Source organism: Novosphingobium subterraneum, assembly GCF_000807925.1.
Taxonomy (GTDB): Bacteria; Pseudomonadota; Alphaproteobacteria; order Sphingomonadales; family Sphingomonadaceae; genus Novosphingobium; species Novosphingobium subterraneum.
The window spans coordinates 250,690-275,656 of sequence record NZ_JRVC01000004.1; the positions used below are offsets into that span (position 1 = coordinate 250,690).

Consider the following 24,967-nt stretch of genomic DNA (forward strand, 5'->3'; position numbering starts at 1 on the left):
TGCAGGACGGCGCTGGCTAAGGCCGGTGCCGTCCAGTGCCCCTGTGGCGGAATGGTAGACGCGAACGACTCAAAATCGTTTGTAGAAATACGTGCCCGTTCGAGTCGGGCCAGGGGCACCATTCCCTAATCGACAGCATCCGATCCGGATCGCAGCGCCGATTGCGCGGCAAGCGCGCTGACCTGCTCGGGCGTCGGCGTCATCTGCCCCTGTTCGAGGCGCTTCTTCCGTTCTTCCTCAAGTTTCCGCAGATAGGCTGCGCGTTGCGCAGGAGTCATCCGGGCAAGTGCAGCCTGATCAACCTCGATGATGATCGTGCCGGGCGCGGTCGTCATTCCTTCGGGAATGATGCTGCTGTTGCCGTCCGACATCCCGCTGCCATCCATGGGCGCGCCGAACTGGCCATTGAAGCCGGCCTGTCCCGAGGACGACTTGCGCTGGCTGGAGCGGTTGTCCACCAACTTGGCCTTGCCGCTCCGCGCCTTGGCAGCCTGGCGCTCGGCATGACGGTCGGCCTGCGCCATCGCCTCCTGAGCATCGCCGTTGGCGAACACGGCAATCACGGTCGACAGGGCAACGGTGAGTACCGCAAAGTGGCGGTACATCCGGGGCTGGATACCCAGAAAATGATCAGACGGCGCGGCCATGGCTAAGGGACATACCTGATCCGCCGTTAAGGATGATGCCCCACAGCATGGTTAGCAAAGAGCTACGGAAATGGCGGAGATGCGCTTGCGTTCCGCCTATGTTCTGGTAATCGCAATCCATGGCCAAACCCAAACGTCGCTTTGTCTGCCAGGCCTGTGGCAGCGTCACCACCCGCTGGCAGGGGCAATGTGTCGATTGCAGCGAATGGAACACGCTGATCGAAGAAGCGCCGGAAACGATCTTTTCGGCCAAGCATGACCTGTCGAGTGGCGGCCGCCGCGTTGCTTTCGTGCCGCTCGATGCGCCGGTCGCGCTTCCGGTGCGCCGGTCCACAGGCATTGCCGAGTTCGATCGGGCACTGGGCGGCGGGCTTGTGCCCGGTTGTGCTGTCCTGATGGGCGGTGATCCGGGCATCGGCAAGTCAACCTTGCTCCTTCAGGCGGCGGCGAAGATCGCGATGGCCGGTGGCGAGGCAGTCTACATCAGCGGCGAAGAAGCGTCGGATCAGGTTCGTCTGCGGGCTGACCGCCTCGGCCTCGGCAAGGCGCCGATCCAACTGGCTTCGGCTACATCGGTGCGGGACATTCTGACCACGCTGGGATCGATGAACCCGCCCTCGCTGCTGGTGATCGATTCGATCCAGACGATGCATTCGGACCAGATCGAAGGTGCACCGGGCACGGTCAGCCAGGTACGCGGCTGCGCGTTCGAACTTATCCGCTATGCCAAGGAAACCGGCGTCTCGCTGGTGCTGGTCGGCCACGTTACCAAGGACGGCTCGATCGCGGGCCCGCGCGTGCTCGAACACATGGTCGATGTGGTCATGAGCTTCGAAGGGGAGCGCAGCCACCAGTATCGCATCCTACGCGCAATCAAGAACCGCTTCGGCGCCGTGGACGAGATCGGCGTCTTCGCAATGGCCGGGGCAGGGCTGGAAGAGGTCGGCAATCCCTCGATGCTGTTCCTTTCAGGGCGTGAGGATCAGGTCGCGGGCAGCGCAGTCTTCCCGGCGCTTGAAGGCACGAGGCCGGTGCTGGTTGAAATACAGGCGCTCACGGTCCGACTCGCGAGCGGGGCCACCCCGCGGCGCGCCGTGGTTGGGTGGGACAGTGGCCGGCTTGCAATGTTGCTGGCGGTGCTCGAAGCCCGATGCGGCTTGAGCTTTTCGACGGCCGAAGTCTATCTCAATGTCGCCGGCGGTTACCGCCTGACCGACCCGGCCGCCGACCTTGCCGTGGCCGCAGCGCTGATCTCCGCCTTGTCGGACCGCCCTTTGCCTGCCGCTTCGATCTGGTTCGGGGAGGTCTCGCTCGCTGGCGAAGTCCGCCCGGTGGCCCACACACCCGTTCGCCTGCGCGAAGCGGCCAAGCTGGGTTTCAGCCTCGGCTGCGGACCCGAAGCAGGCGCGGAAAAGGTCGACGGTCTGCGCTACTCCCCGCTCAAGCTGCTGCCAAATCTCATTGACCGCATAATGGGCGGCTCATAGGCTCGCGGCGCAATGACCGGTCTTGATTATGTCGTCCTGATCTTCCTGGGCATCGGTGCCGTCGGGGGATTCATACGTGGCTTCATCGAGGAAGTGCTCTCGCTGGCCGCGTGGTGCATTGCCTTGCTGGCAGTGCATTATCTCCACGCACCGCTGACGCTTTGGCTGGCCGTCCATCTGCCGACCGAGACTGGCGCCGGGGTCCTCGCATTCTTCCTGCTGCTGTTGCTCCCCTATCTTCTCACGCGGATTATTGCGCGTCGGATGGGGTCTGCCAGTCGGGATTCGGCGATTGGACCGATTGATCGCGTGCTGGGTTTCGGGTTCGGGGCGGTCAAGGGCTTCATCATCGTCGTGCTGGGCTATTCGATCATCGTCTTCGGCTATGATCTCGTCTGGGGTGAGGATGGGCGTCCGGAGTGGATCGTGCAGTCGCGCGCCTATCCCTTCCTCAATGCCGCAAGCGAAGAATTGCTGACACTGATTTCGGAGCGCCGTGAAGAGGCTGCCGATCAGGCCCGTGAAGTTGCCAGGCGCAAGGCGCGCAAGCAGTTGCTGGGCGAATAGAATGACCACGCGCGGGCTCTACACGCCCGACATCCTGGGCCAGGCCATGGTTTTGGCACAGTATCCGTGGGTGCCGGATGCGCCGTATCACGGCGCGGCCAGGTCACGCAGTTGTGGCAGTTCGATCGAACTTTCGCTTCGCACGGACGATACTGGCGCCATAGAGGCAGTCGGCGTTCGCCCGCACGCCTGCGCAGTTGGCCAGGCAGCGGCTGCGGTTTTTGCCGAGCAGGCTGCTGGCCGCTCCCGAACCGACATTGCACGGGCACGGGTGACGCTGGCGGCATGGCTGGCGGGGGAGGGCAACCAGCCTGAGTGGCCGGGCATCCACTTGCTCAATCCGGCGCTCGCCTATCCCGCTCGCCACGCCGCGATACTGCTCGCATGGGATGCCGCACTTGATGCCCTGCCGGAGCATGTCCTTCCCTGATCGAATGCGGGGCTTGCGGCAGGCGATGCCGCTTGGCTACAGCACCCTCCGATAAGAGTGACGCGGGGGAAATCGAGTGCCAGATACCATGAAACACGGGGCCGCGGTGGAGCCGAGCGCTTCCGACATCAGGCTGGTGATCGCTGCCAGTTCGGCGGGCACCGTGTTCGAATGGTACGATTTCTTCATCTACGGCACACTTGCCGCGATCATCGGCAAGACGTTCTTCCCATCCGACAACGCAACGCTCCAGCTGCTACTGGTGTGGGCAGGGTTCGCCGTCGGTTTCGGCTTTCGTCCTCTGGGCGCCGTGCTGTTCGGTTTCCTCGGTGACAAGCTGGGCCGCAAGTACACGTTCCTCGTAACCGTGACGCTCATGGGCATCGCCACCGCAGGCGTCGGCCTTATTCCCTCGGCCGACAGCATCGGCCTTGTCGCCCCCGCCATCGTCATTCTTCTGCGAGTCCTCCAGGGCCTTGCGCTTGGTGGTGAATACGGCGGCGCTGCGGTTTACGTGGCAGAACATGCACCGGGTGGTCGCCGGGGCTACTACACCAGCTATATCCAGGCCAGCGTTGTCGGCGGATTCGTACTCAGCCTCATCGTGGTCCTGACGAGCAAGAGCGTGATGAGCGAGGCGGTGTGGAATTCCTGGGGCTGGCGCGTGCCATTCCTGGTCAGCCTTGCGCTGCTTGCGGTATCGTTGTGGATGCGCCTCAAGCTTTCGGAAAGCCCTGTCTTCAAGGCGATGAAGGAGCAGGGAGAGCTGGCAAGCAATCCCTTCGTCGAGAGCTTTGCCTATCCAGGTAACAAGCGCCGCATCTTCATCGCGCTGTTCGGCATCGCCGCTGGTCTGACCGTTATCTGGTATACCGCGATGTTTTCCAGCCTTGCGTTTCTCAAGTCCGCGATGCGACTTGACGACACCTGGGCGGAGGTCATCGTCGGCATAGGCGGAGCGATCGGCATGGCGTTCTACCTTATGGCCGGCGCACTTTCAGACCGGATCGGGCGCAAGAAGCCGATCGTGATCGGCTATGCCGTCACTCTCCTGCTGCTCTTCCCCACGTTCTGGCTTCTAGGGTCGGCCGCCAATCCGGAGCTTGCTGCAGCAGCGCAAAGAAGTCCTGTGCTCGTGTCCGGGGCGGAGTGTGATTACAGTCCGTTCAAGGGCGAACAGACAAGCAAGTGCGGAAAGCTGCTTTCCGATCTATCCGCCTCGGGGATTTCCTACTCTCTGGAGCAGAAGGGCAACTTTGCCGTAACTGTCGGAGGCGAAGCGCTAACTCTCTCGGACTATCCATGGACTGAAAAGGCAACGGTAAGGGCGCAGGCACTCCAGAGCGAACTGGCAGCCTTCGGCTATGATTTTGCCAAGGTTAAGCCTTCGCCGCTCCGTCTTGCCCTCATCCTCGTCGCGCTGCTGCTGCTCATGGCGATGTCCGGCGCCACGTACGGCCCGGTCGCCGCCCTCCTGTCCGAGATGTTCCCGCCGCGGATCCGTTACAGTTCGATGTCGATCCCCTATCATCTTGGCACAGGATATTTCGGGGGTTTCCTGCCGCTGATTTCGAGCTACATCGTCGCCCGAACCGGCGATCCCTATGCCGGTTTGTGGTACACCTGGGTGATCGTCCTCGTCGCGTTTCTGGTCTCGCTGTGGGGCTTGAAGCCTGGACTGCCCACTGATTTCACGGACGACTGACATCACCTTTCCTGCCCCGCCAGCCCCGACGCTCCGTCTCGGCTTCGATGCCGAAGCGCTCGCCGCCAACTGGCGCGCGCTTGATGCCCTGTCCGGCCGCGCGAGCGCTGGTGCCGCGGTCAAGGCTGATGCCTACGGGGTAGGCGCGGCGCGGGTGGTTCCGGTGCTTGCCGCCGCGGGCTGCGGCACCTTCTTCGTGGCGCACTGGACTGAAGCGGCAGAGATACTGCCTTACGTGCCCGCTGCATCCATAGCAGTGCTTCATGGTCCCTTGACCGGCGAAGAAAGCGAGTTTGCAAGGGCAACAGGTGTTCGTCCTGTCATCAACAGTTTGGAGCAGGCGCGGCGTTGGAGCAGTGGCGGAGGAGGCCCTTGCCACCTGATGGTCGATACCGGGATGAACCGTCTCGGCGTGCCGCTTGATCAGATTGGCGATCCCGCGATCAGTGCACTTCAGATCGACCTGTGCATGAGCCATCTGGCCAGTGCGGACGAGGACGTATCGCAGAACGAATCGCAGCTGCAGTTGTTCGAGGACGTCCGCCGCAGCATCCCGGCCCGGCGTTACAGCCTCGCCAACAGCGCCGGCATAGCGCTCGGCAAGGGCTATCACGCCGACCTGACCCGGCCCGGGCTTGCGCTTTATGGCGGCATCGCCAGACCCGAACTGGCGCCGCACATCCGCCCGGTCGTCCGGCCCGAAGCGGCGCTGTTGCAGACTCGGACACTGCGGGCGGGCGACAGGGTGGGCTACAACGCACTGTTCACTGCCGATCAGCCGATGCGGATCGGGATCATCTCGCTCGGTTACGCCGACGGATACCTGCGATGCTGGTCCTGCATCGGCACGTTTCTTTGGCAGGACCGAAAGGCTCGGGTCCTGGGGCGTGTCTCGATGGACCTGACGATCGTGGATCTGGCGGAAATCCCCGATTGTCATGAGGGTGAATGGTTAACCGCGGACTACCAGCTCCCTGCTGCAGCCGCGCAAAGCGGGCTTTCGCAATACGAATTGCTGACATTGCTGGGCAAGCGCTTCTCCCGCCAAAATGGATTCTGACTGGGGTTGTTAAGATTTGTTGCGCCGCACATGCTGCACATGCTAATACTAAGCAACGTCGCAGTGGGGGCCCAAACCATGGCCAGTGAGTCCAAGTCCGGCGGCACGGTTATAATCAAAAAGTACGCAAACCGTCGCCTCTACAACACCAGTACCTCAAGCTATATCACGCTCGACCATCTTGCTCAGATGGTTAAGGACAATGTCGACTTTCAGGTGATCGATGCCAAGACGGGTGCGGATCTGACGCACGCGATTCTGACCCAGATCATCATGGAGGAGGAGTCCGCCGGCGAGCAGATGCTGCCGACCAATTTCCTGCGACAGCTCATCTCCATGTATGGCAATTCGATGCAGGCATTCCTGCCCGGCTATCTAGAAGCCTCGATGGAACATTTCCGCGAGAACCAGGCCAAGATGCGCAAGGCGATCGAGGAAAGCATCGGCGCCAATCCGCTCGCCCAGATCGCACAGCGTAACATGGAAATGTTCAAGGCTGCTGCCGCCGCTTTCGTTCCCGGCGCGGCCACCAAGGACGAGAGTACCCCCGTTGCTGAGGGCGACGACCTGGACGTCCTGCGCAAGCAGATGGCCGACATGCAGAAGAAGCTCGACGAGCTTTCCAAGTAAGCGGTTTTCCTTCCCGCCTTTCCGTCATTTTGAGCTGATGACGGCATTGCGGGAAGCGCTTTTGCGCTTTAACGCGCTGCCTCATGAACAAGCCCGCAATCAAGCACGCGCTCAACGTCAAGCGCGCTGACGACTTCGCCCAGTGGTATCAGGCCGTGATTTCCGAGGCCGAGCTTGCCGAGGAATCCGGCGTGCGCGGCTGCATGGTGATCAAGCCATGGGGCTACGGCATCTGGGAACGCATCCAGAAGCTGATGGACGCCGAGATCAAGGAAGCGGGCGTCGAGAACTGCTACTTCCCCCTGTTCATCCCGCTGTCCTACTTCGCCAAGGAAGCCGAACATGTCGAAGGCTTCGCCAAGGAAATGGCGGTCGTCACGCACCACCGCCTGATTTCTGACGGCAAGGGCGGACTGACGCCCGATCCCGAAGCCAAGCTGGAAGAGCCGCTGGTTGTTCGTCCGACCTCGGAAACGGTGATCGGCGCGGCGATGGCGCGCTGGGTCCAGTCATGGCGCGACCTGCCGCTGATGGTCAATCAGTGGGCCAACGTCGTGCGCTGGGAAATGCGCACCCGCATGTTCCTGCGCACCAGCGAGTTTCTCTGGCAGGAGGGCCACACCGCGCACGCCGACGAGGCTGACGCGATGAAGGAGACGCTGCGCGCGCTCGAGATGTATCGCGCCTTTGCCGAAGGTCCGCTGGCGATGCCGGTCATCGCCGGGCCGAAGCCCGAGAACGAACGCTTCCCCGGCGCGGTCGAGACTTTCTCGATCGAGGCCATGATGCAGGACGGCAAGGCGCTGCAGGCCGGCACTTCGCATTACCTGGGTACGACCTTCGCGCAGGCCGCGGGCATCCGTTATCAGGACAAGGAGGGCCAGCAGGCGCTGGCGCACACCACGTCGTGGGGCGTTTCGACGCGCCTGATCGGCGGCGTGATCATGACACATGGCGACGACGACGGCCTTCGCGTCCCACCGCAGGTGGCGCCGCAGCAGATCGTGATCCTGCCGATGCTGCGCGACAACGATGGGGACGAAGCGCTGCTTGCCTACTGCGAAGAGATCCGCAAGGCGCTGGCCAGCCAGTCTGCCTTCGGCGAGCGTGTGCGCGTCCTGCTCGACAAGCGTCCGGGCAAGGCCACGCAGAAGCGCTGGGCGTGGGTCAAGCGCGGCGTGCCGCTGATTCTCGAGATCGGCGGTCGCGACGCAGAGGGCGGGCAGGTTTCGGCGCTACGCCGTGACCGGCTGTGGCGCGAGGATGCCAAGCCCAACTTCGTCGGGCAGGCCAAGGGGGATTTCATCGCCTCGGCTGCGGCAGAGCTCGAGGCGATCCAGAATTCCCTCTACGAGGAGGCGCGCCAGCGCCGCGATGCGCAGATCGTGCGCGACGTGAGGGATCTTGACGGCCTGAAGACCTACTTCGCCGAGGGTAACAAGTATCCCGGCTGGGTCGAAATGGGCTGGAGCAAGCCGACCGGTGCCGCGCTGGACAAGGTTGTCGAGCAGTTGAAGGCGCTCAAGCTGACGATCCGCAACACGCCCCTCGATGCCCGGAAGCCGGATGGGGTTTGTCCGTTCACCGGCGAACCGGCGGTCGAGAAGATCCTGATCGCCAGGGCTTATTGATCAACAAGGGTGGCAGGGAACTGCCGCCCTTTTTGTCAGGGCCCCTTGGCGCTGCCGGTCGTGGCGCTAGTCTCGGCCGCATGAGACACGCGCTTTACCTCGTCCCGTTCCTGTATTCGTCTGCAGTTCTGGCCGCGCCCGAGGACGCTATCTCCGAGGCACGGCTGCGGGCCAATGTGGAAAAGCTCGTCAGCTTCGGCACGCGCCATACGCTGTCGTCGCAGACCGACCCCGAGCGGGGGATCGGTGCGGCGCGTAAATGGGCCGAAGCGGAGTTTCGCAAGAGTTCGGCCGCTTGCGGCAACTGCCTGGAGATCGTCCTGCCGGAAACGGTGGTGAGCGGTGACCGTGTCCCGGTGCCGACCCGTCTCGTCAATGTGGTGGCCATCCAGCGCGGTACCGAACGTCCCAGCGAGGTTGTCATCGTGCAGGCGCACATCGACAGCCGCGTGTCGGACGTGCTCGACGCGACGAAGGATGCGCCGGGCGCTAACGACGACGGCTCGGGCACTGCGCTGGTAATTGAAGCTGCGCGTGTGCTGTCGAAGGAGAAGTTCCCCGCCACGATCGTCTATGCTGCGCTGTCGGGCGAAGAGCAGGGGCTGCTCGGCGGCAAGCTGCTGGCGGACTATGCGGCGCAGCAGGGCTGGACCGTGAAGGCCGTGCTCAACAACGATATCGTCGGCGGCTCGACTGGGTCCGACGGCTACAGGGACGATGCACACGTGCGCGTCCTGTCCGAAGGCCCTCGCGCCGATGCGACCGACGCCCTCCGCGCCCAGATGCGCCGTTATGGGGGCGAGAATGACAGTCCATCACGCAATATCTCGCGCTGGATTGCCAAGCTGGCGGATAAGGATGATGCCGGGCTGGCGGTGCGGCAGATCTGGCGGGCTGACCGGCTCGGCCGGGGCGGGGACCAGTTGCCTTTTTCCGACAAGGGCTACCCCGCGATCCGCTTCACCGTGGCGGTCGAGGACTACGAACACCAGCATCAGGACTTGCGCACCGAAGGCGGGGTGAAGTTCGGCGATACTGTGGACGAGATGGATTTTCCGTATCTTGCCAAGGTGACGCGACTGAACGTGCGTGCGCTGGCAAAGCTGGCGCGCACGCCGATTCCGCCCGTGCCCGTGGTCAAGGGCGCAGTGCAGCCCAGCACGGACATCGCGTGGCAACCGGTGCCGGGGGCCGCGCGCTATGTGCTGTGGCAACGCCGGACCGACGCGCCGATGTGGGAGACGCGCGTGCTCGAAACCGTGGGGACAAAAGCCAGCCTGCCTGGCGTTCGCGCGGACGACTGGCTGTTCGGCGTCAGTGCAGTCGCTGCCGATGGAGACGAAAGTCCCATCGCTTCGGCAGTACCGGGCGGTCAATTCGGCCCGTTACCCAAGCCGTAACTTCTTGCCATCGGCGGGCATAACGACCACATGCCGCCAATGGCCAAGAACAAGTTTCCGCAAGGGCTCCCGACGCGCCAGCAAGTGCTGGACTTCATTGCACAATCGGACGAGCCTGCGGGCAAGCGCGAGATCGCCAAGGCTTTCGGCCTGAAAGGCACCGAGAAGATCGCGCTCAAGACGCTGCTCAAGGACATGGCCGAAGAAGGCCTGATCGATGGCAACCGCAGCGCCTTCCACGCCATGGGTGGCGTGCCGCGCGTAACGGTGTTGCGCATTGTCGAAATCGATGAGGGCGAACCTGTCGCCATCCCCGACAGCTGGCAGCCGGAGGACGCAAGCCCGCCGCCGCGGCTGCGGGTCGTGGAACCGCGGGGCAAGGCCAGGGACCGCGGCCCTGCGCTGCGCGTCGGTGATCGCATTCTGGCGCGCACTGAGGAAGCAGGGAAGGGCTGGCTCGCCCATCCGATGAAGAAGATTCAGGGCGGCGAAGAGCAGTTGATGGGCGTCGTCGAACTTGACGGCACTGGCAAAGGCTGGCTCGCGCCGGTCGACAAGCGCGTGCGCAATGCCGTGCCGATTTCGGACCTTGGTGGCGCAGAGGCGGGGCAACTCGTGCTGGCCGAGCCTGCGGGGCGCTCACCGCGTTCGGGCATGAAGGTGGTTGCCGTGCTGGGCGATCCGCTGGCGCCGCGCGCGTTCAGCCTGATCGCGATCCACAAGCATGGCATTCCGTTCGTGTTCCCCGAAGCCGCGCTCCGTGAGGCCGAGGAGGCGGCGAAGCTGCCGCTCAGCGAAGACAAGCGCGAAGACCTGCGGCATCTGCCGATCGTGGCGATCGACCCGGCCGATGCGCGCGATCATGACGACGCCATCTGGGCCGAGCCGGACGGACAGGGCGGCTTCAACGCCCTTGTCGCGATTGCCGATGTCAGCTTCTACGTTCGTCCCGGCGGCCAGACCGACCGTGAAGCCCGCAAGCGCGGCAACTCGGTCTACTTTCCTGATCGCGTCGTGCCGATGCTGCCCGAAGTGCTGTCGGCAGACGTCTGTTCGCTGAAATCGGGCGCAGACCGTGCCGCGATGGCTTGCCACCTCTCGATCGACAGCGCGGGGCGGATCAAGGATTGGCGCTTTACCCGCGCGATCGTGCGGATCGCCGAAGTGATCGCCTATGAAGAAGCGCAGCGGCGCATCGATTCAGGGGAAGCCGAGGCGCACCTCGCCAACTTGTGGGACGCGTGGCGGTTGCTGGAGAAGGCGCGCAATGAACGCGATCCGCTGAACCTCGAACTGCCCGAGCGGCGCGTGGTGCTCGACGAGCAGGGCAAGATCGCCGAGATCGCGATTCGCGAACGGCTCGATGCGCACCGGGTGGTCGAGGACTTCATGATCGCGGCGAACGTTGCTGCGGCCAAGGCGCTGGAGGCAAAGGTCGCTCCGGTCGTCTATCGCATTCACGAACCGCCGAGCCGCGAGAAGCTGGTGGCGCTCAAGGACTATCTGGCGACATTCGATCGCAAGCTTTCGCTGGGGCAGGTGATCACACCCTCGTTGTTCAACCGCATGCTCAAGGACATTGCCGACGAGGCGGAAAAGGCGCTGATCATGGAGGCCGTGCTACGCAGCCAGACGCAGGCCTACTACGGTCCGCGCAATGCCGGGCACTTTGGCTTGAGCCTGGGGTCCTACGCGCACTTCACCTCGCCGATCCGACGGTATTCGGACTTGCTGGTCCACCGCGCGCTGGTCGACGCCTATGGTCTGGAGCAGCCACGGCCCAAGGCCGATCTGCCGCCGACGTCCGGTCTGTCGGACCGTGACCGGGGCGATCTTGCGCGGGTTTCCGAAGCCATCAGCAATGCCGAGCGCCGCGCGATGGAGGCCGAGCGCGACACCATCGACCGCTATGTCGCGGCTTGGCTTTCGGGCAAGGTCGGCGAAGTGTTCGACACGCGAATCACCGGCGTCCAGAAGTTCGGTCTGTTCGCCACCATTATCGGTCTCGGTGGCGATGGGTTGGTGCCGGTATCGACCCTCGGGGCGGAGCGTTTCAACCATGACGAGAAGGCGCAGCGCCTGATCGGTGAACTGAGCGGCGAGGAGTTTGCCATGGGGCAGATTCTCAAGCTGCGGCTTGCCGAGGCCAACCCCCTTACAGGGGCGCTCAAGTTCGAGCCGGTTGACGTTGCCGAAGGCGTCCAACGCATCGAGCGGCGTGGCGGCAAGATGGAACACACGCCCAGGCGGCAGGGAAACTATACCGCGGGCAAGCGGGGTCGCCCATCGAACATCCGGCACCAGGGCAAGCGCAAGTGATCAACTGAAGCGGTCGATTTCCTCGTCGGAGATCGCGCCGGGAACGATCATCAGCGGGCAGGGGAGCTGCCCGGCAATGCCGGCGAAGTGGCTGACCAGAGGCCCGGGATTGCCGCCACCGGCCGCGCCCAGCACCAGCGCGGAGACTTCGGGATGCTCGCCCAGATATTCGCGCACGACTTTCGGGCCGTCGCCCATACGCACAGAGATCTGCGGAGAAAGGCCTGACTCGCTGGCCAGGCTTCCGGCGGCAGTCATGGCGAGGACTTCGGCCCGATCGCGCGCTTCCTCCTCGATCGTGGCCTGCACGCCACCAAACGCGACGAACTGCTGTTGCGGCACCAATGCAAGGATGTGGACCGTGCCATCGGTGCGGACCGCGCGCCGCGCCGCAAAACGCAAGGCGCCTTTGGCCTCGTCGGTCTCGTCCATGATGACCAGATAAATGCGCTGCGACATGGCGAACTGTCCTCTCGATCCACACGTATCGGCAAATTCGTATGCGGCGCAAGCGGCAAGCCACTTGACCCGACGCGCCATGCTGGTGAAATGGGCGTGACAAAAGGTGCAGAGGAGGTTTCCGCTACGGACTCCCTGCGGCTTGCCATCAGGACACGGAAAAACACGCCCATGCCCATCGCCATCAAGATGCCCGCCCTTTCCCCCACCATGGAAGAAGGGACGCTTTCCAAATGGCTGGTCAAGGTCGGCGACAAGGTTTCCTCGGGCGACATCATGGCCGAGATCGAAACTGACAAGGCCACGATGGAGTTCGAGGCTGTCGATGAAGGCACGATCGTTTCGATCGACGTTGCCGAGGGTGCCGAGGGCGTGAAGGTTGGCACCGTGATCGCGATGATCGCAGGCGAGGACGAAGATGCCAGCGCACCTGCGCCTGCCGCCACGGCCGCTCCTGCTCCGAAGGCGGAACCCGCGCCAACGCCTGCCCCTGCAGCAGCGCCTGCCCCGGCACCGGCCCCTGTTGCTGCCGCAGCGCCTGCCGCCAAGGGCGACCGCGTGATCGCCAGCCCTCTGGCCAAGCGCATTGCCGCAGACAAGGGCATCGACCTTGCGGGGATCGCCGGATCAGGCCCCAATGGCCGCATCGTCCGTGCCGACGTCGAAGGTGCCAAGCCCGCCACCGCCGCGCCTGCGGCCACTGCACCAGCCTCTGCTCCGGCAGCGGCACCTGCTGCGGCTCCGGCACCTGCAGCCGTGCCCGACTTTGGCATCCCCTATGAGGCGACCAAGCTCAACAACGTACGCAAGACGATCGCTCGCCGCCTGACCGAGGCGAAGCAGACGATCCCGCACATCTACCTTACCGTCGACATCCAGCTCGATGCCCTGCTCAAGCTGCGCGGTCAGCTCAACAAGGCGCTCGAGGCGCAGGGCGTGAAGCTTTCGGTCAACGACCTGATCATCAAGGCGCTGGCCAAGGCGCTGGTGCAGGTACCCAAGTGCAACGTCAGCTTCGCGGGCGACGAACTGCGCACCTACAGCCGCGCCGATATCTCGGTCGCCGTCGCGGCGCCTTCTGGCCTGATCACGCCGATCATCGTCGATGCCGGCAGCAAGTCGATCTCGGCCATCGCCACGGAAATGAAGACGCTCGCCGGCAAGGCACGCGAGGGCAAGCTGCAGCCGCACGAATACCAGGGCGGCACGGCTTCGCTTTCCAACCTCGGCATGTTCGGGATCAAGAGCTTCGACGCGGTGATCAACCCGCCGCAGGCGATGATCATGGCCGTGGGCGCGGGCGAGCAGCGCCCTTACGTGATTGATGGCGCACTGGGCATTGCCACGGTCATGTCGGCAACCGGCAGTTTCGACCACCGCGCCATCGATGGCGCCGATGGTGCCGAACTGATGCAGGCGTTCAAGAACCTGATCGAGAACCCGCTGGGTCTGGTGGCCTGAGCCTGATCGCCTGAAACAAGTCGCAGGGGTGCAATGATGGCCGATCCGCTACCACAGGGCGAACCGGCCATCCGCATCACGGCGATGCCAGCTGATGCGAACCCCGCCGGCGATATCTTTGGCGGATGGCTCATGGCGCAGATGGACATGGCGGCAGGCATTGTCGCGGCAAGAAGGGCCAAGGGCCGCGCCGCGACGATCGCCGTGGAGGGCATGACCTTCCATCACCCGGTCCATGTGGGTGACGAGGTTTCGGTCTATGCCTCTCTTGCCAAGGCGGGACGCACTTCGATGACCATCGATGTGGAAACCTGGCGCCGCGCCCGCACCGGCGAGGATCGCCAGAAGGTAACGCAAGCACGATTCTTCTTCGTCGCCATCGACGACGAACGCAAACCGCGGCCCTTGCCGCAGACAGACTGACAGGAGCATTTGCGTGGCTGACCAATACGACGTCATCGTCCTCGGATCGGGTCCCGGCGGCTATGTCGCGGCGATCCGCTGCGCGCAGCTCGGCCTGAAGACCGCCATTGTCGAGCGCGAGAACCTCGGCGGCATCTGCCTCAACTGGGGCTGCATCCCGACCAAGGCGCTGCTGCGCTCGGCCGAAGTGCTCAACCACATGAAGCATGCGGCCGCCTATGGCCTCGCCGCTGACAACATCCGCGCCGACCTCGACGCGGTGGTGAAGCGCTCGCGCGGTGTGGCCAAGCAACTCAATCAGGGCGTCACGCACCTGATGAAGAAGAACAAGATCACCGTGCACATGGGCAACGGCGTGCTGAAGTCGGCGACTTCGGTCGAGGTGACCGGCGGCGTCGATGGCAAAGGGGGCACCGAGACGATCTCCGCCAAGCAAGTGATCGTCGCCACCGGCGCCCGTGCTCGCGATCTGCCCTTCGCCAAGGCTGATGGCGAGCGCGTGTGGACTTATCGCCACGCGATGACGCCCAAGCAGATGCCGACCAAGCTGCTGGTCATCGGCTCTGGCGCGATCGGTATCGAATTTGCCAGCTTCTACAACGACATGGGCGCCGAAGTTACTGTCGTCGAGATGATGGATCGCGTCGTGCCGGTTGAAGATGCCGACGTGTCTGCATTCCTGGAAAAGGCGCTGACCAAGCAGGGCATGAAGATCATGACCGGCGCGGGCGTCGAGAGCCTTGCCGTCTCGGCCTCGGGCGTGAAGGCGAAGATCAAGGGCAAGGACGGCAAGGTTGCCGAGGCCGACTACAGCCACGTCATTGTTGCGGTCGGCATCGTGCCGAACACCGAAAACATCGGCCTCGAAGCATTGGGCGTGAAGGCCGAGCGCGGGATCATCGCCATCGACGGCTATGGACGCACCAACGTCAAGGGTCTCTGGGCCATCGGCGACGTGACGCCGGGGCCGTGGCTGGCGCACAAGGCAAGCCATGAAGGCGTGATCGCCGCCGAAGCCATTGCCGCCGAGCTCGGCAACAAGGACGTTCACCCGCACCCGATGGACCGCGCCAACATTCCGGGCTGCACCTACTGCCACCCCCAGATCGCCAGCGTCGGCCTGACCGAGGCCAAGGCCAAGGAAGCCGGCTACGAACTCAAGGTCGGCACGTTCCCGTTCATCGGCAACGGCAAGGCCATCGCCCTGGGCGAGCCCGAAGGCTTCGTGAAGACCGTGTTCGACGCCAAGACCGGCGAGCTATTGGGCGCGCACATGATCGGCGCGGAAGTGACCGAGATGATCCAGGGCTATGTCGTCGGCAAGACGCTCGAGACGACCGAGGCCGAACTGATGCACACGGTGTTCCCGCACCCGACCATCAGCGAATCGATGCACGAAAGCGTCCTGGCGGCTTACGGGCGCGCGATCCACATCTGAGGATCGGCATCTGGCAACAAAAAGGGCGCGGACGGTCATCCATCCGCGCCCTTCTTTGTCTAACTTGTGAAATCAGTAAGGGATACTGTCCACGGTGAACGCGTTCACAAACTGACCCGGCTGCATTACGGCTGACCGTCCGCTCACGAGCCACGTCGCGAAAACAGCCGCTACAGTGTTCCCCTTGCCTTCCTGGCGATGCACTCCGCGCATGGCATAGTCGGTGCCGCGGACGTTGATCTTGTTGAATGTCACTTCGAATTTCCCGGACTTGCCCCCGACGGCCTTCCCGGTCTTCCACGTGATAGTTCCTTCGACCTTGGACCCACGAGGAATAGCGACCGTTCCGTTTTCCAGCACATCGTTGACCACTGAAAAGTTGAACTTGTCACCGACCTCGACCTTTTTCGAAGTGATCTCGGTGTCGGGAGTTACCGGAACCAAAGTGCTCGCCGGCAGCAATCGGGCGGAGGTCTGAACAACTGCGGATTGGGCAGTAGGCGTTGCGGCGACTGTTGCAGTTTGGGATGTGGCTTCTTGCGCAAAACCAGTGGTGGCCGAAATCAAAAGGATTCCAGCGGCGCTTATGACGAACTTCATGTGGTGCTCCATTCCCCTGTTATTTCAGAGGCGTCCCACACGTGTTGCTGAAAGACAAGGTCCAAATTGAAACAATTCTTGTTGGGAAGGAACGCTCGCTTTTCTCGTCGCTTTCCAAGGTGAGGAGAGAGTTCAATGGAATTCGAGATCGAAGAACCCCTGAATCCGCTGCCCTGGGAAGCAGAATGGCGCTGCAAGACGGTCAAGCCGGGTCATGCAGTCGACCGGGACGACATGAGCGTCAAGGCGCTGGAAATCCCGGAGTCAGAGGAAAGCTAAAAATTTGGCGGACAGGGTGGGATTCGAACCCACGGTGAGCTTCCACCCACGGCGGTTTTCAAGACCGCTGCCTTAAACCACTCGGCCACCTGTCCGCACTGCCGGCTTCGCCTTCTGGCGATGCTGGCTCGGCTCGCCGTTAGCGGGTTTGGCGTCGGTCGCAAAGGGGATTCCCAACCATGATGTTCCGTGCGACATCGGTTTGATGATGTTTCTGAAGAATGCGAAGGCGATCCGGGCGTTTGGAGTGGCTGCCATGGCTCTGCTCGCCGCCGGCCCTGCCGCTGGGCAGGCCGATGAGGAAGAGGCAGGCTTTCAAGGGTATCTGCAACTTCTTGCCGCGCGTGGACGGGCTGAAGGCGTCCGCGAATCGACAATTGCGGCAATGACTTCGGGCCTCACTCTCAACCAGCGTGTCATCCAGCTCGACCGTGCGCAGCCGGGATCATCGTCCGGCACCATCCCGGCTTTCGAGCCGTACCGTCGCCAGCATGTCGATTCGTCGCGCATTCTGCGGGGGCGTCGGCAATATGCGGCGGTGAGCGGCCAGATTGGCGCGATCGAGCAGCGCTATGGCGTGCCTGGGCCGGTCTTGATGGCAATCTGGGGCCATGAAACCGATTACGGGGGCTATACCGGCAATTTCGATCTGCCACGAGCGCTGGCAACGCTCGCCTACGAAGGACGGCGACGGGAGCTGTTTGCCGACGAATTTGTTGCGGCGATGAAGATGGTCGATCGGGGCGTGCCGCGGTCGAAGCTGGTCGGCAGCTGGGCAGGGGCTTTCGGCAATCCGCAATTCTTGCCCTCGGTCTATCTGCGCGTGGCGCAAGACGGCGATGGCGATGGTTTTGCCGACATCTGGAGCAGCCGCACCGATACGCTCGCCTCGATCGCAAATTACTTTCGCGATGCCGGTTGGCGTTCGGGGCAGCCTTGGGGCATTGCCGTCAGCGTGCCGGATGGGCTGGATCGCAACAGCCTTGGCACCACGCTGAAAAGCCCACGGTGCCCGCGCGTGTTCGACCGGCATACCGGGTGGAAGACCATGGCCGAATGGCGCGCTCTGGGCATAGTGCCGCGGAGCGGCAGCTGGCCCGGCGACAATGTCATGGCCAGCCTGCTCGAACCCGATGGCAGAGGGCGGACCGCCTATCTGCTAACCGGAAATTATAGGGTTATCCTCGATTACAACTGCTCGAACTTTTACGCTCTGTCCGTAGGACTTCTTGCAGATGAGATCTCCCGTTAGCCGAATTGCACTCGTTGCCACGCTGCTGCTTGCTGCTTGTGGCGGTGCGAATGCCCGCGTTTCAGCAGTTTCCGAGGCTGGTGGCCCAGGTCCAGCGGGCGATTATCCGATGGTGCTGGGGGCGCCGTTCGTCGTCGACGGGGTGACCTATACGCCCGCCGACACGCTGAATTACGATTCGGTCGGCTATGCCGAGGCTGTCGCCGGGGCGGGCGTTTCCGGTGCCCACAGAACCCTGCCGTTGCCGAGCTACGTCGAAGTCACTTCGCTCGACACCGGCAAGACCATCCTCGTCCGACTGACCGAACGCGGCCCCATGACCGGCAATGGTCTGGTGGCGCTGTCGGCGGGCGCATGGACGCAACTCGGCGCTGCGCCAGGTGCGCGTCTGCCTGTGCGCGTTCGCCGTGTGAACCCGCCCGAGGCCGAGCGGGCGTTGCTCAGGACAGGCCATCAGGCTCCCGCACGGATGGATACGCCGCCGGGCTTGCTGGCTGCGCTGAAGCGGAAGCTCGGCATCGCGCCTGCTGCCTTGCCGGCCGACACCGTCGCCGAGCCGACCTTGCCGAAACCCGCCGCGCCCGCGAAGCCCGAACCGAAGGTTGCCGCCCAACCTGCCCCTGCCAAGCCTGCTCCCGCCAGGCTGGATGCGCCGGTTGCGGCCAAGGAAGCGCCCCCGCCTGCTACTCCGAAGCCCGCTACCCCGAAGCCTTTACCCACTTCTGCCTCGGCAAAAGGCTTTCTTATCCAGGTAGGCGCATACTCCACGCAGGCACGTGCCGATGCCGCCGCCAGGGCGACCGGCGGTTCGGTGTCGCAGGTCGGCAAGCTGTGGCGCGTGCGTGTCGGACCGCACAAGGATCGTGGACAAGCAGATGCAGCGCTGGCGAAGGTTCGCGCGGGCGGCTATGCCGACGCAAGGGTCGTTTTCGCGCCGTGACCTGATAGGCGCGAAGCGACCGGCGTTGTCCGGGGATTGCACTTGCGTTTGAAGGTCGTGACAATTGCGATGGCTGCCACGCTGGCAGCCCTGCCGGTGCAAGCCGCGGCGCCAGAGTTCCGTGGAGCGGATCCGCTCGGTTCGATGCCCCGGATCGACGCGCCGATTGCGTTGATGCTTGATGTCGGCTCAGGGCGCGTGCTTTTCTCGCGCGATCCGCATCGGCGTTTCGTCCCAGCCTCGATCACCAAGATCATGACTAGCTACGTCGCGTTCGACCTGATTTCGAAGGGCAAGCTGCGGCTCGACCAGCGCATCCCGATCCGGCCCGAAACCTTCCGCAAGTGGCGCAATGTCGGCAGCACGATGTTCCTGCCCGCCGAAGCGCAGCCCACGGTGGCGGAACTGATCGAGGGCATCGTCACGGTTTCGGCCAATGATGCCTGCGTCGTGCTGGCCGAGGGGGCAACCGGCTCCGTGCCCGCCTTCACTGCGCTGATGAATCAGGCGGCCGACGAGCTCGGCATGCGCGACAGCCACTTCAACACGCCAAATGGCTGGATGGACGAGGGCCAGACCTACGTTACCGCTGCGGACCTGGCGACGCTGAGCGGCGCGCTGATGACTCGCTTCCCGGACCTGTACCGTCGCTTCTATGGCCATTCGCAGATGACCTGGAACGGCATCACCCAGCCCAACCACAACCCGCTCTACGGCCACACCGAAGGTGCGGACGGCGTGAAGACGGGCTTTACCAACGAGGCGGGCTACGGCTTCGTCGGCTCGGCCCAGCGCAACGGGCGGCGGCTTGTCATGGTGCTTGGCGGCTATGACCGGCCGATTGACCGCACCAACCAGTCACGCGCGTTCATCGAATGGGGCTTTGCCGCCTGGGATGCCAAACCTATCTATCGCAAAGGCTCTGCCCTTGGCTCGGCGGCGGTGCAGGGTGGCGAAGCTCGCCAGGTATCGCTTGTTGCGCCTCATGACCTGAGCGTGACCATGCCCAAGGGAGCAGCGAGCAAGTACAGGCTGTCGGTGCGCTACAAGGGTCCGTTGAAGGCGCCCATCCGCAAGGGTGAAACCGTGGCGAGCCTCCTCGTTCGCGTGCCCGGAGAGCCGGTTCATGTCCTGCCGCTCGCCGCCGGTGAGGATGTGGCACGCGGCGGCGTGTTGGCCCGCCTGCGCAATGGTGCAATGGGGCTGGTCGGCCTGTGAGCGCTGCACCGGGCCGCTTCATTGCGCTTGAAGGCGGCGAGGGCGTTGGCAAGTCGACGCAGGGGCGGATGCTTGCTGAAGCCTTGCGTGCCCGCGGGCTGGAAGTCGTGACGACGCGCGAACCGGGTGGGACTGCGGGCGCCGAGGCGATCCGCACCATGCTGCTCACCACCGATGGGGAGGGATGGGGCGCCCGCGCCGAGGCCCTGCTCTTCGCCGCGGCCCGTGCCGATCACGTCGAGAAGCTCATCCGGCCTGCCATCGCGCGCGGGGCATGGGTGATCTGTGACCGCTTCGTCGACAGCAGCCGTGCCTATCAGGGCGGTGGCGGCGGGCTTTCCGACACTGACGTTCTTGACCTGCACCGCATCGGCAGCGAGGGCCTCTTGCCGGACCTTACGGTCCTGCTCACCGTACGCCCGGAAGTGTCGGCCCAGCGTCTCGCCATGCGTGATGGTGGCGCGGGTGATCGCATCGAGAGCCGCGGTGCACCCTATCATGCCCGTGTGGCCGAGGCTTTCCGCGCCTTTGCCGCGCAAGACCCGGACCGCTTTGCTGTGATCGATGCCGAGGGATCGCCCGCTGACGTGCATTCGAGGATCATGGCCCGTATCGCAGGCTTTCTCACATGAGCGAGCGCATGATTGGCCATGACGAAGCCTGGCGCATCTGGCGCGCGGCCATTGCCGGCGAACGCATGCACCATGGCTGGATTCTCGCCGGGCGCGAGGGCCTCGGCAAGGCCAGCTTCGCTCGTGCGGCTGCCGCAGAGCTTGTTGCCGAACCCGGAGTGCCGCAACCGCCGGTCGAGGCGCATCCCGACATTCTGACGCTCTTCCCGCTCCCCGCCAATGACGACGAGGCCAAGAAGCGCGACGAGGGCAAGCCCTATCAGTTGAAGCGCAGCATCTCTGTCGATCAGGTCCGCGCGCTGCAGCGGCGCCTCACGACCCGCCCAACACTGGGGCGGCGGCGGGCGGTGATCATCGATTCGGCTGACCTGCTTGAGAAGAGCGCGGTGAACGCATTGCTCAAGAGCCTTGAAGAACCGCCCGTCGGCACCTTCTTCCTGCTCGTCGTCCACGCTCTCGGCCGCTTGCTGCCGACAGTCCGGTCACGCTGCACCGTGGTGCGGTTCCATCCACTTTCGGCGAGCGACGTTTCGCGCGCCCTGGATCATGCAGCACCAGAACTCGATGCCGAGACCCGCAAGGGCGCATTGGCGGTCGCGGGAGGATCGCCCGGCGCGGCCCTGGCCTTCGCGGCGCAGGACCTGGGCAAGGCGCAGGCGCTGTTCGCCCGGATCGTCGAACATGGCGATCCTGACCTCTCGCTACGCGGCGCCTTGGCCGGGGCGCTCGGCGCGCGACCGGACCGTGAAAGGATCGCCGCCGCCATAGAAGCTGCGCGGATGACCGTGGTCGGCGCGCTCGATCGTGTCGACGATGCTGCCAAGGTGCGGCTTGTCGAAGTCCATGCCCGCCTGGTCCGGCTTGCCGGCGAAGCGCCGATCTACAACTTTGATCCATCGATGCTGACCATGGAAATCGGCTCCTTGCTGGCATCGGCCGCGCCGACTAGGGAAGGGGCGCGATAAGCCACCGGATTCCCTTTCAGAAAGCGACTGGCCCAATGGGCGAACCCTTCTACATCACCACCGCCATTTCCTACCCCAACGGGAAGCCGCACATCGGCCATGCCTACGAAGCGATTGCGGCTGACGTGATCGCGCGGTTCCAGCGGGCCATGGGGCGCGACGTGCGCTTCCAGACGGGCACGGACGAACACGGCCTGAAGATGGCGCAGAAGGCGCGCGAGCTGGGCATAACGCCGCGCGAGCTTTCAGATGAAATGTCTTCGTATTTCATAAAGATGTGCGATGAGCTTAACGTTTCGTACGACGTCTTTATCCGGACAACAGAAGAACGCCATCACGCCTCGACCCAGGAACTCTGGCGGCGCATGGAAGCCAGCGGCGATCTCTACCTTGATCGCTACGAAGGCTGGTACTCGGTCCGCGACGAAGCGTTCTATGATGAAAGTGAACTGGTGGCCGGGGAAGGGGGCGAGAAGCTCTCGCCGCAGGGAACACCGGTAGAGTGGACCGTCGAGGTATCCTGGTTCTTCCGCCTCTCGAAGTACGCCGAGCCTCTCCTGAAGCTCTACAACGAGAACCCGCAATTCATCCAGCCCGACAGCCGCCGCAACGAGGTGATGCGCTTCGTCGAAGGTGGTCTGCGCGATCTCTCGGTCTCGCGCACCAGCTTCGACTGGGGCGTGAAGGTGCCGGGCAGCGACGGCCACGTCATGTACGTGTGGGTCGATGCGCTGACGAACTACGTCACCGGGCTCGGGTTTCCCGATGAATCCGGCGACTTTGCAAGGTATTGGCCCGCGAACCTCCACCTGATCGGCAAGGACATCGTCCGCTTTCACACGGTTTACTGGCCGGCGTTCCTCATGAGCGCGAATATCGCCCTGCCCAAGCAGGTCTTCGGCCATGGCTTCCTGCTCAATCGCGGGCAGAAGGAATCCAAGTCGCTCGGCAACGTCACCGATCCGCTGGAACTGGCGGAGCGTTTTGGCGTCGATCCGCTGCGTTATTTCCTCATGCGCGAAGTCGCCTTCGGGCAGGACGGGTCGTACTCCCCGGAAGCGATTGTCACGCGCTGCAATGCAGAGTTGGCAAACAGCTACGGCAATCTTGTCCAGCGAACACTGTCCATGATTTTCAAGAACATGGACGGGACACTTGAGAAGTTTGCAAGCTCCGAGGCCGACGATGCGCTGCTCGCCACCGTGTTCACAGCCTGCCGGGACGAACTGCCGCGCGAGTTCGAGGCACTGAACTTCTCTGCAGGTATCGATGCGTGGATGCGCGCGGTCTTCGCATGCAATGCCTACGTTGACGAGCAGGCCCCCTGGGCCCTGCGCAAGACCGATCCGGAACGAATGAAGGCGGTGCTGCTTACCCTGTTCATGGCCATCAGGGATCTGACAATCGCGATTGCGCCGGTGGTGCCCGCCGCTGCTGCCAAGGTCCTCGACCAGCTCGGCGTACCCGGCGACGCTCGCACGTTTGCAGCCCTGACCGATGCCGACTGGTATCTGGCGCGCGTGGCTACCGGTGAAAAGCTCGCGCAGCCGGTGCCGGCGTTCCCGCGCCTCGAAATGCCCGAGGAGCCTGCCTCGGCATGATGCTGATCGATTCGCATTGCCATCTCAACTACAAGGGTCTGGTCGAAGATCAGGCCCAGGTTCTCGGGCGTGCGCGCGAAACCGGCGTACGCGGCTTTCTCAACATCTCGACCCGCCAGCGCGAGTGGGCCGATATCGTCGCCACGGCTGAGCGCGAAAGCGATGTCTGGGCGAGCATCGGCATCCATCCGCACGAGGCTGATGGTCATGCCGATCTGGGCGAGGCTGCGCTGCTGGAAGCCGCCGCGCACCCGCGGGTCATCGGCATTGGCGAAACCGGGCTGGATTACTATTACGACCATTCGGACCGGCAGGTGCAGCAGGACCTGTTCCGGGTCCACATCCGCGTGGCCCGCGAAACCGGCCTGCCACTCATCGTCCACACGCGCGATGCGGAAGACGACACGACGCGGATCATCGAGGAAGAAATGGGGAAGGGAGCCTTCCCCGCATTGATCCACTGCTTCACCGCATCCGCGACGTTTGCTGCCAGGATGCTGGAACTGGGCCTGTCAATCTCGCTTTCCGGCATCGTGACGTTCAAGAATGCCAAGGACTTGCAAGCGATTGCCGCCGAACTGCCTGAAGATCGAATCCTGGTCGAAACCGACGCGCCGTTCTTGGCGCCGGTGCCGCACCGGGGCAAGACCTGCGAACCGGCGTTCGTGTCGGACACTTGCGCCTTCGTCGCTGGCCTGCGTGGAACCTCGCAGGAAGCCCTTGCGGATCGCACCGGCGCCAATTTCTTCAAGCTGTTCAGCAAGGCCAGCCTGTGAAGCTGACGATCCTCGGCTCCGGCACGTCGACGGGCGTGCCGCGCATCGGCAACGATTGGGGCGATTGCGATCCGAACGAGCCAAGAAACCGGCGCACCCGGGTTGCCATCATGATCGAAGGCTTTGACGGCAGTCGCCTGCTGGTCGACACCCCGACGGACCTGCGGCAGCAGTTTCTCAGTTGCGGCATCGATCGCGTTGATGGGGTACTGTGGACTCACGACCACGCCGACCACTGCCATGGGATCGATGACCTCAGGCCGCTCCGCTATGGTCGAGCAGGACCCATTCCGGGCTATGCGGCAAGCGAGACCGTCCGCCGACTGCGCCAACGCTTCGGGTATGTCTTCGCCGGGCAGCACGGTTATCATACCATTGTAGAGCTGGACAATCTCGACCGTGTCAGGATGTTGTGCGGCATTGGCATCGGTCATTGCCAGATGCCGCACGGTCCGGCGCAGTCCACCGCGTTTCGCTTTGATCAGGGCGGAAAAACAATTGGTTATGCCACAGACTTCAGCGAAATTACGAATGAAATGATCGACCTGTTCTACAAGGTCGACGTTCTGGTCGTCGATTGCCTCAGGCGGCAGCCGCATCCGACGCATTCGCATCTGGGCATGGCGCTCGAACTGATCGAAGCCACAAGAGCACGACACGGCATCCTGACGCATCTCGACAAGTCGATGGATTACCGGACATTGTGCGCCGAAACTCCGGACCATGTCGAACCTGCGTACGACGGGCTCGAAGTAAATCTCTAAGGCGGTGCGGCATGGACAGCTACGACACAGTGCGCATCATTGGCATTTCCATGGCGCTTGTCTTGGCCGTCGCCAACTTAAAGGGCCGTGAGATCGGATTGTCTGACGGCTTGAGAATGGCCGCTTTATGGGCCTTTCTGTTTATCGTCGTGGCTCTGGTATGCTCTGTGCTGGGATGGTGACGACGCGCTCCTCTCCGTGCTTAGTTTACATATATCAACACCAATTCGTGTCTTGTGTCCTAGTTTCAATGGTTTGCAGGCGATAAACCTGTCCATTGTGT

25 protein-coding genes and 2 tRNA genes are annotated in these 24,967 nt (G+C 63.5%); 23 read left to right on the forward strand and 4 right to left on the reverse strand.

The features are described from left to right. Positions 1 to 37 precede the first annotated feature (37 nt). Positions 38 to 121 (forward strand) — tRNA-Leu (locus tag NJ75_RS05860). Between the two features lie 4 nt (positions 122 to 125). On the opposite strand, the gene NJ75_RS05865 is transcribed toward NJ75_RS05860, so the two are convergent. Next, entirely contained in the window at positions 126 to 647 is a 522-nt protein-coding gene (locus NJ75_RS05865; protein ID WP_156135719.1) for a hypothetical protein, read from the reverse strand. 119 nt (positions 648 to 766) lie between these two features. Between NJ75_RS05865 and radA the strand changes: the two genes are divergently transcribed. The 9 genes from radA (at position 767) to NJ75_RS05910 (ending at position 11,876) form a co-directional block, all read left to right on the forward strand. After that, entirely contained in the window at positions 767 to 2,134 is a 1,368-nt protein-coding gene (radA, locus tag NJ75_RS05870; protein WP_039332308.1) for a DNA repair protein RadA, read from the forward strand. A 12-nt stretch (positions 2,135 to 2,146) separates the two neighbouring features. Then, a complete protein-coding gene (locus tag NJ75_RS05875) occupies positions 2,147 to 2,701 on the forward strand; it encodes a CvpA family protein (RefSeq protein ID WP_039332311.1) in 555 nt (184 codons plus the stop codon). A 1-nt stretch (position 2,702) separates the two neighbouring features. Beyond that, positions 2,703 to 3,131 (forward strand): iron-sulfur cluster assembly scaffold protein, encoded by a 429-nt coding sequence (locus NJ75_RS05880; RefSeq protein WP_039332313.1) that lies wholly within the window; start codon positions 2,703 to 2,705, stop codon positions 3,129 to 3,131. Between the two features lie 88 nt (positions 3,132 to 3,219). Then, positions 3,220 to 4,836, forward strand: coding sequence for an MFS transporter (locus NJ75_RS05885; protein ID WP_156135720.1), 1,617 nt, complete (start codon positions 3,220 to 3,222; stop codon positions 4,834 to 4,836). A gap of 88 nt (positions 4,837 to 4,924) precedes the next feature. Next, positions 4,925 to 5,896, forward strand: a complete 972-nt coding sequence (gene alr, locus NJ75_RS05890) for an alanine racemase (protein ID WP_330217040.1) — start codon at positions 4,925 to 4,927, stop codon at positions 5,894 to 5,896. A gap of 39 nt (positions 5,897 to 5,935) precedes the next feature. Beyond that, entirely contained in the window at positions 5,936 to 6,526 is a 591-nt protein-coding gene (phaR, locus tag NJ75_RS05895) for a polyhydroxyalkanoate synthesis repressor PhaR (protein WP_407668266.1), read from the forward strand. Between the two features lie 83 nt (positions 6,527 to 6,609). Then, positions 6,610 to 8,157 (forward strand): proline--tRNA ligase, encoded by a 1,548-nt coding sequence (gene proS / locus NJ75_RS05900; protein WP_039332320.1) that lies wholly within the window; start codon positions 6,610 to 6,612, stop codon positions 8,155 to 8,157. A gap of 80 nt (positions 8,158 to 8,237) precedes the next feature. Then, the gene (locus NJ75_RS05905; RefSeq protein WP_039332322.1) at positions 8,238 to 9,557 is read left to right on the forward strand and encodes a M28 family peptidase; all 1,320 of its coding nucleotides are present in this window, start codon (positions 8,238 to 8,240) and stop codon (positions 9,555 to 9,557) included. 39 nt (positions 9,558 to 9,596) lie between these two features. Then, the gene (locus NJ75_RS05910; protein ID WP_039332324.1) at positions 9,597 to 11,876 is read left to right on the forward strand and encodes a ribonuclease R family protein; all 2,280 of its coding nucleotides are present in this window, start codon (positions 9,597 to 9,599) and stop codon (positions 11,874 to 11,876) included. Here the strand turns inward: NJ75_RS05910 and NJ75_RS05915 are convergent, their stop codons facing one another. Then, a complete protein-coding gene (locus NJ75_RS05915; RefSeq protein WP_039332326.1) occupies positions 11,877 to 12,335 on the reverse strand; it encodes a universal stress protein in 459 nt (152 codons plus the stop codon). 171 nt (positions 12,336 to 12,506) lie between these two features. Between NJ75_RS05915 and NJ75_RS05920 the strand changes: the two genes are divergently transcribed. Genes NJ75_RS05920 through lpdA form a run of 3 tightly spaced genes read left to right on the forward strand, consistent with a single transcriptional unit; the run spans position 12,507 to position 15,657 of the window. Continuing rightward, positions 12,507 to 13,796 carry a pyruvate dehydrogenase complex dihydrolipoamide acetyltransferase gene (locus tag NJ75_RS05920; protein ID WP_039332328.1) on the forward strand — a complete coding sequence of 430 codons (1,290 nt, stop codon included), beginning with the start codon at positions 12,507 to 12,509 and terminating at the stop codon, positions 13,794 to 13,796. 36 nt (positions 13,797 to 13,832) lie between these two features. After that, complete coding sequence (locus NJ75_RS05925; protein ID WP_039332329.1) at positions 13,833 to 14,219, forward strand: acyl-CoA thioesterase; 387 nt, start codon at positions 13,833 to 13,835, stop codon at positions 14,217 to 14,219. A gap of 13 nt (positions 14,220 to 14,232) precedes the next feature. Continuing rightward, entirely contained in the window at positions 14,233 to 15,657 is a 1,425-nt protein-coding gene (gene lpdA, locus NJ75_RS05930) for a dihydrolipoyl dehydrogenase (protein WP_039332332.1), read from the forward strand. A gap of 72 nt (positions 15,658 to 15,729) precedes the next feature. Here lpdA and NJ75_RS05935 read toward each other — a convergent pair whose 3' ends face one another. Beyond that, complete coding sequence (locus NJ75_RS05935) at positions 15,730 to 16,257, reverse strand: hypothetical protein (protein ID WP_052242076.1); 528 nt, start codon at positions 16,255 to 16,257, stop codon at positions 15,730 to 15,732. Between the two features lie 135 nt (positions 16,258 to 16,392). Between NJ75_RS05935 and NJ75_RS24270 the strand changes: the two genes are divergently transcribed. After that, positions 16,393 to 16,536, forward strand: a complete 144-nt coding sequence (locus NJ75_RS24270) for a hypothetical protein (RefSeq protein WP_156135721.1) — start codon at positions 16,393 to 16,395, stop codon at positions 16,534 to 16,536. A gap of 5 nt (positions 16,537 to 16,541) precedes the next feature. On the opposite strand, the gene NJ75_RS05940 is transcribed toward NJ75_RS24270, so the two are convergent. Then, positions 16,542 to 16,631, reverse strand: a tRNA-Ser gene (locus tag NJ75_RS05940). Between the two features lie 161 nt (positions 16,632 to 16,792). Here NJ75_RS05940 and NJ75_RS05945 point away from each other — a divergent pair. Genes NJ75_RS05945 through NJ75_RS24275 form a run of 9 tightly spaced genes read left to right on the forward strand, consistent with a single transcriptional unit; the run spans position 16,793 to position 24,866 of the window. Further along, positions 16,793 to 17,788 carry a lytic murein transglycosylase gene (locus tag NJ75_RS05945; protein ID WP_052242098.1) on the forward strand — a complete coding sequence of 332 codons (996 nt, stop codon included), beginning with the start codon at positions 16,793 to 16,795 and terminating at the stop codon, positions 17,786 to 17,788. Further along, positions 17,772 to 18,728, forward strand: coding sequence for an SPOR domain-containing protein (locus tag NJ75_RS05950; RefSeq protein ID WP_039332334.1), 957 nt, complete (start codon positions 17,772 to 17,774; stop codon positions 18,726 to 18,728). The genes NJ75_RS05945 and NJ75_RS05950 overlap by 17 nt, the downstream gene beginning before the upstream one ends. 57 nt (positions 18,729 to 18,785) lie before the next feature. Next, positions 18,786 to 19,946, forward strand: coding sequence for a D-alanyl-D-alanine carboxypeptidase family protein (locus NJ75_RS05955; protein ID WP_236727072.1), 1,161 nt, complete (start codon positions 18,786 to 18,788; stop codon positions 19,944 to 19,946). Beyond that, positions 19,943 to 20,578, forward strand: a complete 636-nt coding sequence (tmk, locus tag NJ75_RS05960) for a dTMP kinase (RefSeq protein WP_039332338.1) — start codon at positions 19,943 to 19,945, stop codon at positions 20,576 to 20,578. The genes NJ75_RS05955 and tmk overlap by 4 nt, the downstream gene beginning before the upstream one ends. After that, positions 20,575 to 21,543 carry a DNA polymerase III subunit delta' gene (locus tag NJ75_RS05965; RefSeq protein WP_039332340.1) on the forward strand — a complete coding sequence of 323 codons (969 nt, stop codon included), beginning with the start codon at positions 20,575 to 20,577 and terminating at the stop codon, positions 21,541 to 21,543. The genes tmk and NJ75_RS05965 overlap by 4 nt, the downstream gene beginning before the upstream one ends. A gap of 35 nt (positions 21,544 to 21,578) precedes the next feature. Next, the gene (metG, locus tag NJ75_RS05970; RefSeq protein ID WP_039332342.1) at positions 21,579 to 23,144 is read left to right on the forward strand and encodes a methionine--tRNA ligase; all 1,566 of its coding nucleotides are present in this window, start codon (positions 21,579 to 21,581) and stop codon (positions 23,142 to 23,144) included. Further along, positions 23,144 to 23,920, forward strand: coding sequence for a TatD family hydrolase (locus tag NJ75_RS05975; protein WP_039332463.1), 777 nt, complete (start codon positions 23,144 to 23,146; stop codon positions 23,918 to 23,920). The genes metG and NJ75_RS05975 overlap by 1 nt, the downstream gene beginning before the upstream one ends. Then, the gene (locus NJ75_RS05980) at positions 23,917 to 24,684 is read left to right on the forward strand and encodes an MBL fold metallo-hydrolase (RefSeq protein ID WP_039332345.1); all 768 of its coding nucleotides are present in this window, start codon (positions 23,917 to 23,919) and stop codon (positions 24,682 to 24,684) included. The genes NJ75_RS05975 and NJ75_RS05980 overlap by 4 nt, the downstream gene beginning before the upstream one ends. A gap of 11 nt (positions 24,685 to 24,695) precedes the next feature. Continuing rightward, a complete protein-coding gene (locus NJ75_RS24275) occupies positions 24,696 to 24,866 on the forward strand; it encodes a hypothetical protein (RefSeq protein WP_156135722.1) in 171 nt (56 codons plus the stop codon). The last annotated feature ends 101 nt before the right edge of the window (positions 24,867 to 24,967 follow it).

What these genes read in the sequence shown, in the direction of transcription:
- NJ75_RS05865 (WP_156135719.1), bottom strand. Translation starts at nt 647, where the DNA reads ATGGCCGCGCCGTCTGATCATTTTCTGGGTATCCAGCCCCGGATGTAC.
- radA (WP_039332308.1), top strand. Translation starts at nt 767, where the DNA reads ATGGCCAAACCCAAACGTCGCTTTGTCTGCCAGGCCTGTGGCAGCGTC.
- NJ75_RS05875 (WP_039332311.1), top strand. Translation starts at nt 2,147, where the DNA reads ATGACCGGTCTTGATTATGTCGTCCTGATCTTCCTGGGCATCGGTGCC.
- NJ75_RS05880 (WP_039332313.1), top strand. Translation starts at nt 2,703, where the DNA reads ATGACCACGCGCGGGCTCTACACGCCCGACATCCTGGGCCAGGCCATG.
- NJ75_RS05885 (WP_156135720.1), top strand. Translation starts at nt 3,220, where the DNA reads ATGAAACACGGGGCCGCGGTGGAGCCGAGCGCTTCCGACATCAGGCTG.
- phaR (WP_407668266.1), top strand. Translation starts at nt 5,936, where the DNA reads ATGCTAATACTAAGCAACGTCGCAGTGGGGGCCCAAACCATGGCCAGT.
- proS (WP_039332320.1), top strand. Translation starts at nt 6,610, where the DNA reads ATGAACAAGCCCGCAATCAAGCACGCGCTCAACGTCAAGCGCGCTGAC.
- NJ75_RS05905 (WP_039332322.1), top strand. Translation starts at nt 8,238, where the DNA reads ATGAGACACGCGCTTTACCTCGTCCCGTTCCTGTATTCGTCTGCAGTT.
- NJ75_RS05910 (WP_039332324.1), top strand. Translation starts at nt 9,597, where the DNA reads ATGGCCAAGAACAAGTTTCCGCAAGGGCTCCCGACGCGCCAGCAAGTG.
- NJ75_RS05915 (WP_039332326.1), bottom strand. Translation starts at nt 12,335, where the DNA reads ATGTCGCAGCGCATTTATCTGGTCATCATGGACGAGACCGACGAGGCC.
- NJ75_RS05920 (WP_039332328.1), top strand. Translation starts at nt 12,507, where the DNA reads ATGCCCATCGCCATCAAGATGCCCGCCCTTTCCCCCACCATGGAAGAA.
- NJ75_RS05925 (WP_039332329.1), top strand. Translation starts at nt 13,833, where the DNA reads ATGGCCGATCCGCTACCACAGGGCGAACCGGCCATCCGCATCACGGCG.
- NJ75_RS05935 (WP_052242076.1), bottom strand. Translation starts at nt 16,257, where the DNA reads ATGAAGTTCGTCATAAGCGCCGCTGGAATCCTTTTGATTTCGGCCACC.
- NJ75_RS24270 (WP_156135721.1), top strand. Translation starts at nt 16,393, where the DNA reads ATGGAATTCGAGATCGAAGAACCCCTGAATCCGCTGCCCTGGGAAGCA.
- NJ75_RS05945 (WP_052242098.1), top strand. Translation starts at nt 16,793, where the DNA reads ATGGCTCTGCTCGCCGCCGGCCCTGCCGCTGGGCAGGCCGATGAGGAA.
- NJ75_RS05950 (WP_039332334.1), top strand. Translation starts at nt 17,772, where the DNA reads ATGAGATCTCCCGTTAGCCGAATTGCACTCGTTGCCACGCTGCTGCTT.
- NJ75_RS05965 (WP_039332340.1), top strand. Translation starts at nt 20,575, where the DNA reads ATGAGCGAGCGCATGATTGGCCATGACGAAGCCTGGCGCATCTGGCGC.
- metG (WP_039332342.1), top strand. Translation starts at nt 21,579, where the DNA reads ATGGGCGAACCCTTCTACATCACCACCGCCATTTCCTACCCCAACGGG.
- NJ75_RS05975 (WP_039332463.1), top strand. Translation starts at nt 23,144, where the DNA reads ATGCTGATCGATTCGCATTGCCATCTCAACTACAAGGGTCTGGTCGAA.
- NJ75_RS24275 (WP_156135722.1), top strand. Translation starts at nt 24,696, where the DNA reads ATGGACAGCTACGACACAGTGCGCATCATTGGCATTTCCATGGCGCTT.